Here is an 11,529-nt window from a genome sequence, read left to right as displayed (position 1 = left end):
AAAAACATGGGGAAAAGTAAAAAATAGTGGGATTTTCGCCATGATTTCCCCTGTTTTGGTGGAAAACTTTCAAAATTGGGAACATTTTGGTGTATAAAACCAGTTCTTTTCCACCATTTCAGCGCATAGGATAGATAGAATTCCACAACATATGCTATAATACGAACATTGGAGGTGTTAAAATGCTTGAAGATAATAAGAAACCCACAATGAATAGCAGGCGTGTTTTATTGCTTTTGATTATATATTTCGTAATTTTTCTTAAATTTGTACCAGAAATCGCTAAAAAGATTACACTCATGTTAAATCCATATGCAACAATCATGAGTATACCCGTACTTGTGGTCTTATATCTAATGGTTACAGCCGCAAGTATTTATATCGCAAGAACTGTTTGGAAACCTTCTGTGGAAAAGTTTCGCTCAGAGCCTAAGAAGTATATAAGGATGATTGTTTATGCGATTGTACTTATTCTGGTGGTAAACTTTGGTTTAAGTATCATCATTAGCTTTGTGACGCAGACAGATACCAGCCAAAACCAGCAGATCATTGAAACAAATTCTTTAATTTCCCCTTTTTATACGTTCTTTTATACTTGTTTGATCGCACCTGTATTAGAAGAAACCATTTTTAGAGGTGGTATATATACTTTTGTCAAAGAAAAAATGGGTGTATCAGCAGCTCTTGTCATCAGTAGTATATTTTTTGGATTGATTCATGTATCCAGTTCCCTTTTTAATGGTAATATCAATGATTTTGTATACCTTATATTATATGCAGGAATTGGATTGATCTTAGGATATGCCTACGAGCGAAGTGATACGATTATTGTATCCGTAGGGATTCATGCAGGAAATAATTTATTCTCATTTATCATGATGATGATTTGATTTCCATAAATTTCTGATAGATGTCACATGGTTATTTTCATTTTCTTTTCATGTTTTATTGACTTTACTATTGATTTTATGTATAATTTAACAGCAATGCTCAATTTGTATAAAAAGTGAAAAGAAGTGGAGGTGGCTCTTATGAAAAGAACATATCAACCGAGCAAAAGAAAACACCAGAAAACACATGGATTCAGAGCCAGAATGGCTACTGTTGGAGGACGTAAAGTATTAGCACGTCGTCGTAGCAAAGGTAGAAAAGTGTTATCAGCATAAAAAGTCGCCTTAAAGGCGATTTTTTTGATTTCTAAGTTTTGAAAGGAGAGATGAAACATGAAGAAAGAATTTCGTGTAAAGAAAACACAGGAATTTTCAGAAATTATGAATTATAAAAAGTTTTATGCATGCCCTTCATTCTCCATTTATGTAAAACCAAGAAAAGAGGATCATGCACGTGTAGGTATTTCTGTTGGTAAAAGAATGGGAAACGCTGTTATTAGAAATAAAATAAAGCGTCAAGTGCGTGAAATGGTACACGATATCTATACATTTGATGAGAATTTTGACACAATTATACTTGTTCGTCCAAAATATCATGAAGAAAGTTATCAAAACAACAAAAAACTCTTGGAAAGATTGGTTAAAAAAGTTAAAATATAAAGGTAGACAAAATAGTGAGGAGACTAAGTGATGAAAAGTATTTTAAAAAGTAAAAAGAAACTTCTCCTGGTAGTAATGCTGATGATGATTACATTAACTGGATGTACAGTTCCACGTGATCGTTCTGGTAAGACATATGTAAAAAGCATTATTACTTTAAAAGAAGAAACCGTAGAAAAGAAAATCGTATCTACAGATTACAATGAAGAAGTAAAAAAAGAGTATAAAGATTTAAAGGATACGGATTTAATCACATTGAAACCAACATCTTTTGGTGACATGATGGATGAAGGCTGGTTTGAAGGATTGATCGTATTCCCAATTGCACAGTTGATTAACTTAGTAGCTGGATTTACAGATGGTGGTATTGGTATTATCGCCGCTACATTATTGATTCAGTTATTAATCTTCTTATTCTCAATCAAATCTCAGGTCGCAAGTCAGCGTATGCAGACACTTCAGCCAGAGTTGAATCGTATTCAGGCAAAATATGCTGGTAAAAATGATGAACGCAGTAAGCTGATGATGGCGCAGGAAACACAGGCACTTTATAGTAAATATAAGATTAATCCATTTGGAACAATCGTTATTACATTCATTCAGTTCCCTGTTATCCTTGGTATGTATCAGGCAACCATGCGTGCTTATAGCGTTGTTACTGGTAAATTTGCTGGTATCTCATTGGTAAATACACCAATTCAGGGATTCAATGCTGGACACTATGCCGCAATGGTAATCTTTGTATTGATGGTATTATTCCAGTTGATTTCTTTCAAACTTCCTCAATGGCTGCAGGAACACAGAAAGAAAAAGAACCATGTAAAAGAAAAAAAATATGCAGAACCTAAAAATGCACCTAAGGGTATGATGGGTTCTATGAATATGATGATGTATATGAGTACTGGTATGATCGCAATCCTAGCGATTAACTGGCCTCTTGGTATGTCATTCTATTGGTTAGTAAACTCTATTGCGAGAGTTATCCAGAATATTATTATTCATAAATTCTTCATTAAAGACTAGGAGGGTTTCTTATGAAAACATATACCAGTAAAAATCTGGAAGAACTTTTAAAAGAAGCCGCTGCTGATAAAGGTGTAAATGTAGAAGATCTGACATATACGATTTTGGAAGAAACAAGTGGTTTCCTTGGCTTAGGCAGCAAGGTAACTGCAAGCGTATATTGTGACAATGATATCAAAGAATTCATGAAAGAATACATGATGAATTATTTCAATGGTATCAACATGCCTGCTACAGTAGAGGTAAGTGAAGAAAATGGATTCTTCCATGTGAACATTGACGCAGAAAACAATGCCATTTTAATTGGTAAAAACGGACAGACTTTACAGTCTATGAACAACGTTTTAAAATCTGCGGCATCAAGTGAATTTAAACGCCGTGTAGGGGTATTGATTGATATCAATGGCTATAAAGAAGAAAAATATCAGAAGGTTACTTCTTTAGCTATCCGTGTCGCAAAAACAGTGCAGAGAACAAAAACAGATGCTGTATTAGATCCAATGCCAGCTGATGAAAGAAAAGCAATACATAACTGCTTATCCAATATGAAAAATATTTCCACAGTTAGCGAAGGCGAAGGAAACCAAAGAAGATTAAAAATCTGTTACAGTCCTGAAAAAGCTTAAAAACACTCGGAGAAACGAAAATGTTTCTCCTTTTTTTTCTATGTTTCAAAGAAATTGTGTTATACTAGAAATAAACTTGTAAAGGAGATGTGATGTTCGTGTTACTTGATGAATATGTTTCAAAAATACAAGCATTTAGAGCAAAAAGTGATGAAGAAAGTATATATCATGTAGCTTTAGAACTTGAAGTAGAAGCAAAAAAACAGAAAAGTGTTTATCATGAAGTAATTGGCGTTTATCATATATCCAAATATTATTATGTCATAGGAGAATATACAAAATCCTTAGCACAATCTTTACATGGCCTGCAGCTTTGTAAGAAAACTGAAAATGTGTTTTATGAAATGATTTTAAATAATCTTGCGGGCATTCTTTATGGTGCACTGGGGGATCAAATATCATCAATAGAATATATGTTGAAAGCTTATTATATAGCATTAGAGCATCCAGAATTAAACTTTACCTACTTTATAGAAAATAATATTGGGGTTTTGTTTTTTAATATGCAAATGTATGAAAAAGCATATGAATTTTTATTGAAAAGTGCCGCTACCAGAAATCTGACAGATATCGCATCCATCAAAGAAAGTGATGGGATTAACATTGTGAATATGATTGGCTGTAGTATTAAAACTAATAATAAAGACATCTATGATCAATGGTATCCTTATTTAGATTACTATCTGAAGCATTATCACTTAAAAACAGTGGAAGATGATTTTATGCTTTACAAACTGATTCTCGCATGTAAAAAGAAAGATCATGACAAAATCAAAGAGTGTGTAGATGAAATGTATCTTACTTATCAAGAAAGTTTAGACCATTTACATATTTTAAAAAACCTTTTTGATGCTTTTTCTTTTCTAATTGAATTACAGGAAAAAGAGATGTGTGAAAAAGTTTTTAAATTCATGGAAAGTATATTAGAAAATTATCCAGATTATAAAAATCAGTCACGTTTAGATGACTGCCGTATCAAAATGAATATTATGTTTCATGAGGATGAAAAGCTGCCAGATTCTCTTTATAAATATTATCTGGACAAGTGTAAAGAAGATGAACAATGGCAAAATGACCTGAAAAAGAGTTTATTAAATAAAGTAGAATTGGAAGAACTTTTAAATGAACAAAAGACAATCTTAAAAGAGAATGAAGAACTTCAACGTAATTCAGAAATTGAGGATTTCACTAAGCTCTTAAACAAAACAGCCTTCCAAAAACATGTAACGCAGGCAGTAGAAAATTATCAAAGTGATCAATATATGGCGTTATTTGTGATCGATATAGATAAATTCAAAAACATAAATGATCATTATGGACATTTATCCGGTGATAAGCTTTTATTGAAAGTCGTGGAAATTTTAAAAGAAGAAACTAGAGAAATTGATGATATTGGAAGAATCGGCGGTGATGAATTCTGTATATTTATGAAGAATATCTTTACATTAGAATATGTAAAAGAAACAGCAGAGAGCATCCTGAAAAAAGTAAAGGCAATCGAATTAGAAAATTATGATATCACAATTACGACAAGTATTGGCGTTCAAATGATTACACAAGCATGTAACTACCAGGATATCTTTCAAAAGGCAGACGCTTTAATGTATGAGGCGAAAAAATCAGGTGGCAATCAATATCGAATGAATGTATAATAATGTGATGTAAAGGATTGTGATAACATGCATTTATTAATTATTGAGGATCATAATGATATCAACGCAATGATTCAGGATTATCTACAGAAGCAAGGTTTTCAATGTGATCAGGCTTATTCAGGTACAGAAGGCAGATTATATTATTCCATAAATGATTATGATTTAATTATCTTAGATCTGATGTTGCCAGGATTATCTGGTGAAGAACTTTTAGAGGATATCCGTAAGCATTCAAATGTACCAGTGATTGTATTAAGCGCAAAGGATAGCTTAGACAGTAAGGTAAATGTATTAGGTGCAGGCGCAGATGATTATCTATGTAAACCATTTGAACTAGAAGAATTATTGGCTAGAATTCAGGTACAGCTTAGAAAAAGCAATAAAACAAGTATAAATACAGCTTTACAATATAAACAGTTACTATTAGATAGTGAACAATATGATGCGAAAATAAACGATACATATCTAAATCTGACAAAGCATGAGTATTTAATATTAGAGCTATTGATCAGAAATCCCAAGCGGGTTTTCACAAAGGAAGAAATATATGAATACGCTTGGAATGATACCTATTATGGGGATGATAAAACCATCAATACACATATGAGTAATATACGTAAAAAAATAAGAACACAAGTAGCTGAGGAGTATATAAAAACAGTATGGGGAATCGGATTTAAAATGGCTGAATGATGATATTCAGTTATTTCTTTATACTTTCTTTATATTTGCTTGATAATTTCTAATACTTTATTTTTTATAATGCTTATGTAAATTGAAGGAGGAAACGATATGAGTAGTGATGTTGTAGAACTAACCAATATATCAAAAGCGTATAAACATATTTACGCAGTGGATCATATAAATATGAAAATAAAAAAAGGAGATATTTATGGATTTATTGGAAGAAACGGTGCTGGTAAATCCACAACGTTAAAGATGATCTGTGGTCTTGTTTCACCTGATAGTGGTCAAATTAAACTGTTTGGAGAAGAAAGAAACCGCATGAGCGCAAGACGTATAGGTTCTTTGATAGAAAATGCTGGTTTATATCCTGGAATGAGTGCTTACGATAATATGGATATCAAAGCAACTGCCATGGGATTACATGATACACAAAAGATTCATGAACTGTTGAAGTTGGTGAAACTCGATTCAAAAAGTAAAAAGCCTGTAAAAAAATTCTCACTTGGGATGAAACAACGATTAGGAATCGCAATGGCTTTGCTAGGAAATCCTGATTTATTAATTTTAGATGAACCAATCAACGGCCTTGATCCAGAAGGAATCCGTGAGATCAGAGAGATGATTCAATATCTGAATGAAACAAAGAAAATGACGATTATTATCAGTAGTCATATCTTAGGAGAGTTAAGTAAAATTGCGACTCGTTATGGCATGATTCGTGATGGCAAGCTGATTGAAGAAATCAGTAAGGAAGAACTCGCCCTAAAATGCATGGATTATTTATCTGTGAAAGTGGATAATATACAAAAAGCTGTGACACTATTAGAAACGAAATTAGGTATGCAGCATTATCAGGTACATGAACAAAATGAACTATGGATATTTGATGATATTGATAGTGCACAGGTGAATCTTATCCTTGCGCAAAATGATATTGCGATTTCTTCCATGTTTTATCAGAAACAGGACTTAGAATCTTATTTTTTAGAAAGAATCGGAGGGAATGATCATGTTGAATATGATAAAAGCAGAAACTAAACGATTGATCAAAAGTAAAGGCTTTTGGATATCTGTATTGATATATATCTTAGTGTTTATCACATGTTTTTATATGCAGTTGTCCGCAGAACAGTCCACAAGCTTTGTGGATGAAGGTATATCAAAAGAACCAGGTTTTTATATATCGGTAGATGCATCCATCAAATCTTTGAATCAGTTGGTACAAACTTTCGGTTTTGGCTTTGGAAGTCTTGTATTAGGTATCTATTTTACTTCATTTGTATGTAGTGAATACACCAGTGGCTATATTAAAAATACAGCTGTTTTAGAAGGTGGTAGAAAAGCAGTCATTCTTTCAAAAATAATGGTAGCATTGGTAATTTCATTTATCATTCTGGCATTGAACTACCTCATTGGCTGGATACTTGGCATATGTTTTATTGATAACTTTATGATAAATCCTGCACAGGAGATTTTTATAGATTTTTCTATGATGTTATTACTTATGTGCGCACTGTTTTCATTGATTATTTTCTTATCCACGATATTTCATAATAAAACGTTTGGTATCGTGTTATTATTTCTTATCGCATCTGGTATGTTACAACCATTCTTAGATTCTATCTTTAATCTTTTACATATATCATTTGCGAGCGAATATACATTAAGCTATTTCTTTTCAACCATATTACCAGTATCTGGGCCTGTAGTTTCACATGCATTTATGATGTCCATAGCTTTTATTTTAGTATATAATATAGGCAGTGCAATTGTACTTCAGAAAACAGATATATAAGATGGGAGGGTAAGCATATGTGGATACTTTGTCTGATATTAGGCATTTGTTTTATCATAAGCTTAACCTCTTTTTTGTTGCTGAAAAAAGATATACAGACCATTCATCGTCAAATTACATATAAAAATGAGTGTATGAGTCATTTTGAAATCGCATCATCCACAAGCTTTCAAGAAATAAAAGAGCTTTGTAAAGATATTAATGGCTTATATGAAGAGATCTCTAAGCATGAAGAAATTGCATTGAAAAAGGAACGAGAAATGCAGACTTTGATTGCGGGTATGTCACATGATATGCGAACACCATTAACCAGCATGCAGGGATATTTAGATCTGTTACAGGAAAGTAAACAGGAAACAGAAAGAAATAAATATATTGATGTTATCCGGGCACGATTGATATCCTTAAAAAATATGTTAGAAGATTTATTTATGCATTCTAAATTAAATGATGATGAATTTACCATTGAAACTTCTGAAATACAAATATATCCAATATTGTGTAAAGTATTTGCGTCCTATTATTATGATTTTGAAAAGAAACAAATAGAGCCATATATTGCATTTGAAAATGAACAGCTTATGGTTCATGCAAATAAAGAATTTGTGACAAGAATCTTTCAGAATCTAATTCATAATGTATTAAAATACGGAAACACTTCTTTTTCTATTATTCAAAAACAGAATTTCATGCGTTTTAGTAATCAGGTAAATGAAGAAAATCTTGAAGTAGATAAGCTGTTTGATCGTTTCTACAAAGGCGATCCATCACGTCATCATACATCCAGTGGATTAGGACTTGCGAATGTAAAAGATATGGCAGAAGCTATGCATTGGCGGGTTGAGGCAGAATTAAAAGAAGATAACTTATCTATTATCATATATTATAAATAGGAGGGCAGTGTTTATGATATTATATTTTTCAGGCACAGGAAACAGTGCATATATTGCGAAAAGAATAGGTAAAATGATTAATGATGAAGTATTGCATCTATTTGAAAAAATCAAAGATAACGATTTTTCACCATTACAATCCAAACGGCCATGGGTAATCGTTGTGCCTACTTATGCATGGAGAATTCCACGTATTGTAGAACACTGGTTAAAGAATACACCACTTCAAGGTAATCAGGATATCTATTTTGTGATGACTTGTGGTGGTAGTATTGGTAATGCTGGTAAATATATTGAAAAACTTTGTCAGGATATAAAGATGAACAATCGTGGCTGTATGGAAATTATCATGCCAGAGAATTATATAGCGATGTTTTCTACTCCAACAAAGGAAGAAGCTTCTAAAATAATTGGTCGTGCAGAAAAGGTTATCGATCTGGCTGCGGTTTGTATCAAAAATGGACAAAGCTTTAAGCATCCTAATGTATCTTTTAATGACAAAATCAGCAGTAGTGTTATAAATAAGCTCTTTTATCCATTGTTTGTCCATGCGAAAAAGTTCTATGTTCTTGATGATTGTATTTCTTGTGGCAAGTGTGCAAATGTTTGTCCTCTCCATAATATTCAGCTTTCAAATGGCAAACCGGTATGGGGAAATCAATGTACCCACTGTATGGCATGTATTTCTCGTTGCCCTAAAGAGGCAATAGAATATGGGAAACATAGTAAAGGATTGCCACGCTATACTTGTGAAAATGTAAAAAAATTGGAGGAGTAATTCTTCCAATTTTTGTTATGCTTTAGATGATATAAATACTTCTTTAAATTCTTCAAAGGTGTCTGTATTTAATATTTGTACGGTTTTATCAACAGAAGAATACAAATCAATAATCAGGTCAAAAGCATCTTTAAAATATTTCATATCCTGTTGAGCAATACCAATCATCAACACAAATTTTACCTGATGCCTGCCCCATGGAATTGGCGTATCATTATGTAATACACAAATGAAAGAGTGCTCTGCATATTGATTGATCGCATGTGGAATTGCCAGACAATCTGTAAAAGCCGTACTAGAAACGGATTCTCTCAATAATACATCTTTAATGAAATTTGGCTGTATAAATTTTTGATCAATACAAAGCTGTCCTAAATATTCAATATATTCTTGAACATTATTCAAATATACATTTCTCACAAACAGCTCTGGATATAGCATCTGTTCTAGAAAGACTTTTGCGTAAATACGTTTCTTTACTTCTTGAATTTCTTCAATTTCATTCCATATTTTAAATATATTCTGTTTTGTCAGAATGGGATTAATTGTAATTTTATGCGGATGTTGGATTGTTGATTGTATAGTGGTTAATAATAGATCACTTTTAGGTTTAAGTAATACAAAACGATTATAGGACATTACATCTAAAATAACCATTTCATCATGGAAATTAGCTTCTAAATCATTCACAAGTTTTCTAGCAAAGTCATGATAATCTTCCACAATCACAATGCAGGAAACAATATCTTTTCTACTCTTATTTCGTTCTAAATAAGCACCAATATGGAATGCGATAAAGGCAATCTCATCTTCATTAATTTCTATATGATAAAGTACCGCAAATTTATGTGCAAAGAATACAGCCATATCATAAATTGGCGCATAATCCTTCTTTATTTGAGAACCAATTGGATTTGGATAACTTACATGATAAGTAGCACGTTGATAAACATTATACATATGCAAAGTAAATTGAAGAAGAAAATCATCATCAATCTTTGGAATATCATAACGGGTAATCATTTCCTGCGCAATCAACATGATATTATCTAAAAACCGTTGATCAATAAAATTAGAAAGTTTATTAAAATCTAAATCATCAAATGAATAGTGTTCTATTGATAAAGCAATTAATATAAGAATCTGTTGGAAATCTTTTTCAGGAATGGTACTGTTATATGTATTTTCAAAGAATTGTGCAATTCTGTTCGCAAGCTCGATTATTTCATTCTTCTGGTCAAAATGTTCAATCAATTTATTGGCATCAATTAAGTTATCCGATGTATTTAACGTATTTTTTGATTCTAAGCGAATAATGATAATCAATATATGTACCAGAAGATTGTTTAAAGCATAATTATTCAACAACAATTCACAATCCTGACAGATGTTGTACAGTTCATGTAAAACCTGATCGATATCAAAGGAAGGAAACAGCTTTTTTAAGGTTTCTGTAGATGTAAAATAGCCATATACATTATTAGTCGCAATATGACCTACCAGTTTTCTTTTATCCTGTTCATTGCCGCTTAAATAAAATTGGTAATCGTGCGTTTGAATTTTTATATTGAAATTTTTCACTAACTTTTTAATCTTTGGCAAGACATTATTCATAATGGTGCTTTCACTCACATGCAGTTCTTCTGCGATATCAAATACAGAAATACCTTCTTTAGATGATAGTAGCTTTGATAAAACCAGATGGGAACGTGCATCTATAATTTCTTCTGTTTTATCTTCGATTGTATCTGGTAAATCGGTACGGATACGATAGCCATATTTTGAAGATTCAATCAGCTGGCACTGTTCTTCATTTATTTCATTAATATAATTGCGAATTGTCCTTTCACTAACACCTATCATTTTTGATAAAGAGGCAGATGAAAGCCATGCAGATGAACTTTTTAAAACATTGATCAATTCAATCATTTTATCCTTTTTCATGATGTTAATATCTCCTGTTATCCCTTGTTTGATTATATCATATGTATTTTATGAATCCTATTTATTTTATACCTTACTATGGTAGGATATATATATCTTATATCAAATGTGATATAAAGAAAAATTATAATTTTTCCTCTTAGGTGGCAAGTCATCTATATTGCCGGCATGTCGGAAAAAAGTGTGTTAGAAGAAAACTTGAATCTTGATTATAGTATAGGTGTCGAAAGAGAAAGGAGAAATGAAAAATGATAAGAATTTTATTAGCATGTGGAATTGGCGCATCTACCGGATTTATGGCAGCAAATATGCGAAAGATTGCGAAACAGCAGGGATTAGACGTTAGTGTACATGCAGTCAGTAAATCACAGGTAATGGAATACGCAGATAAAATTGATGTATTGTTGCTGGGACCTCACTTTTCAAGTGAAGTAGCGAAATATCAAAATCAGCTAAATGATCATGGTGTAAAAGTTACATCCATAGACCCTGATGATTATGCTGCTTTGGATGGGGAAAGTATTTTAGAAACAGCATTAGATTTAATGGAAGAATAAAAATAAGAGAGGAAAAGGATT

13 protein-coding genes are annotated in these 11,529 nt (G+C 32.0%); 12 read left to right on the top strand and 1 reads right to left on the bottom strand.

Features of this window, described 5'->3' with window-relative positions:
- Positions 1 to 182: 182 nt before the first annotated feature.
- The 11 genes from DW761_RS01725 (at position 183) to DW761_RS01675 (ending at position 9,007) form a co-directional block, all read left to right on the top strand.
- Positions 183 to 890 (top strand): CPBP family intramembrane glutamic endopeptidase, encoded by a 708-nt coding sequence (locus DW761_RS01725; protein WP_117516237.1) that lies wholly within the window; start codon positions 183 to 185, stop codon positions 888 to 890.
- 141 nt (positions 891 to 1,031) lie between these two features.
- Positions 1,032 to 1,166, top strand: a complete 135-nt coding sequence (rpmH, locus tag DW761_RS01720; RefSeq protein ID WP_008977969.1) for a 50S ribosomal protein L34 — start codon at positions 1,032 to 1,034, stop codon at positions 1,164 to 1,166.
- Positions 1,167 to 1,223: 57 nt separating this feature from the next.
- Positions 1,224 to 1,550 (top strand): ribonuclease P protein component, encoded by a 327-nt coding sequence (gene rnpA / locus DW761_RS01715; RefSeq protein ID WP_117452616.1) that lies wholly within the window; start codon positions 1,224 to 1,226, stop codon positions 1,548 to 1,550.
- Positions 1,551 to 1,580: 30 nt separating this feature from the next.
- Positions 1,581 to 2,573 carry a YidC/Oxa1 family membrane protein insertase gene (locus tag DW761_RS01710; protein ID WP_117452617.1) on the top strand — a complete coding sequence of 331 codons (993 nt, stop codon included), beginning with the start codon at positions 1,581 to 1,583 and terminating at the stop codon, positions 2,571 to 2,573.
- A gap of 11 nt (positions 2,574 to 2,584) precedes the next feature.
- The gene (locus DW761_RS01705) at positions 2,585 to 3,199 is read left to right on the top strand and encodes a protein jag (RefSeq protein WP_117452618.1); all 615 of its coding nucleotides are present in this window, start codon (positions 2,585 to 2,587) and stop codon (positions 3,197 to 3,199) included.
- A gap of 92 nt (positions 3,200 to 3,291) precedes the next feature.
- Entirely contained in the window at positions 3,292 to 4,851 is a 1,560-nt protein-coding gene (locus tag DW761_RS01700; protein WP_117452619.1) for a GGDEF domain-containing protein, read from the top strand.
- A 27-nt stretch (positions 4,852 to 4,878) separates the two neighbouring features.
- A complete protein-coding gene (locus DW761_RS01695; protein ID WP_117452620.1) occupies positions 4,879 to 5,547 on the top strand; it encodes a response regulator transcription factor in 669 nt (222 codons plus the stop codon).
- Between the two features lie 99 nt (positions 5,548 to 5,646).
- Positions 5,647 to 6,579, top strand: coding sequence for an ATP-binding cassette domain-containing protein (locus DW761_RS01690; RefSeq protein ID WP_117452621.1), 933 nt, complete (start codon positions 5,647 to 5,649; stop codon positions 6,577 to 6,579).
- Entirely contained in the window at positions 6,551 to 7,336 is a 786-nt protein-coding gene (locus DW761_RS01685) for an ABC transporter permease subunit (RefSeq protein WP_158552187.1), read from the top strand. The genes DW761_RS01690 and DW761_RS01685 overlap by 29 nt, the downstream gene beginning before the upstream one ends.
- Positions 7,337 to 7,353: 17 nt before the next feature.
- A complete protein-coding gene (locus tag DW761_RS01680; protein ID WP_233511350.1) occupies positions 7,354 to 8,229 on the top strand; it encodes a sensor histidine kinase in 876 nt (291 codons plus the stop codon).
- A 13-nt stretch (positions 8,230 to 8,242) separates the two neighbouring features.
- Positions 8,243 to 9,007 (top strand): EFR1 family ferrodoxin, encoded by a 765-nt coding sequence (locus DW761_RS01675; protein WP_117452623.1) that lies wholly within the window; start codon positions 8,243 to 8,245, stop codon positions 9,005 to 9,007.
- A 15-nt stretch (positions 9,008 to 9,022) separates the two neighbouring features.
- On the opposite strand, the gene DW761_RS01670 is transcribed toward DW761_RS01675, so the two are convergent.
- Positions 9,023 to 10,951, bottom strand: a complete 1,929-nt coding sequence (locus DW761_RS01670; RefSeq protein ID WP_117452624.1) for a BglG family transcription antiterminator — start codon at positions 10,949 to 10,951, stop codon at positions 9,023 to 9,025.
- A 248-nt stretch (positions 10,952 to 11,199) separates the two neighbouring features.
- On the opposite strand from DW761_RS01670, the gene DW761_RS01665 reads away from it, so the two are divergent.
- A complete protein-coding gene (locus DW761_RS01665; protein ID WP_117452625.1) occupies positions 11,200 to 11,508 on the top strand; it encodes a PTS sugar transporter subunit IIB in 309 nt (102 codons plus the stop codon).
- Positions 11,509 to 11,529 lie beyond the last annotated feature (21 nt).

This window comes from Absiella sp. AM29-15 (genome assembly GCF_003434225.1).
In the GTDB taxonomy this organism is placed as follows: domain Bacteria; phylum Bacillota_I; class Bacilli_A; order Erysipelotrichales; family Erysipelotrichaceae; genus Hoskinsella; species Hoskinsella hominis.
This window is presented reverse-complemented; position numbering and strand designations above follow the sequence as displayed.

What these genes read in the sequence shown, in the direction of transcription:
- DW761_RS01725 (WP_117516237.1), top strand. Translation starts at nt 183, where the DNA reads ATGCTTGAAGATAATAAGAAACCCACAATGAATAGCAGGCGTGTTTTA.
- rpmH (WP_008977969.1), top strand. Translation starts at nt 1,032, where the DNA reads ATGAAAAGAACATATCAACCGAGCAAAAGAAAACACCAGAAAACACAT.
- rnpA (WP_117452616.1), top strand. Translation starts at nt 1,224, where the DNA reads ATGAAGAAAGAATTTCGTGTAAAGAAAACACAGGAATTTTCAGAAATT.
- DW761_RS01710 (WP_117452617.1), top strand. Translation starts at nt 1,581, where the DNA reads ATGAAAAGTATTTTAAAAAGTAAAAAGAAACTTCTCCTGGTAGTAATG.
- DW761_RS01705 (WP_117452618.1), top strand. Translation starts at nt 2,585, where the DNA reads ATGAAAACATATACCAGTAAAAATCTGGAAGAACTTTTAAAAGAAGCC.
- DW761_RS01700 (WP_117452619.1), top strand. Translation starts at nt 3,292, where the DNA reads ATGTTCGTGTTACTTGATGAATATGTTTCAAAAATACAAGCATTTAGA.
- DW761_RS01695 (WP_117452620.1), top strand. Translation starts at nt 4,879, where the DNA reads ATGCATTTATTAATTATTGAGGATCATAATGATATCAACGCAATGATT.
- DW761_RS01690 (WP_117452621.1), top strand. Translation starts at nt 5,647, where the DNA reads ATGAGTAGTGATGTTGTAGAACTAACCAATATATCAAAAGCGTATAAA.
- DW761_RS01685 (WP_158552187.1), top strand. Translation starts at nt 6,551, where the DNA reads ATGTTGAATATGATAAAAGCAGAAACTAAACGATTGATCAAAAGTAAA.
- DW761_RS01680 (WP_233511350.1), top strand. Translation starts at nt 7,354, where the DNA reads ATGTGGATACTTTGTCTGATATTAGGCATTTGTTTTATCATAAGCTTA.
- DW761_RS01675 (WP_117452623.1), top strand. Translation starts at nt 8,243, where the DNA reads ATGATATTATATTTTTCAGGCACAGGAAACAGTGCATATATTGCGAAA.
- DW761_RS01670 (WP_117452624.1), bottom strand. Translation starts at nt 10,951, where the DNA reads ATGAAAAAGGATAAAATGATTGAATTGATCAATGTTTTAAAAAGTTCA.
- DW761_RS01665 (WP_117452625.1), top strand. Translation starts at nt 11,200, where the DNA reads ATGATAAGAATTTTATTAGCATGTGGAATTGGCGCATCTACCGGATTT.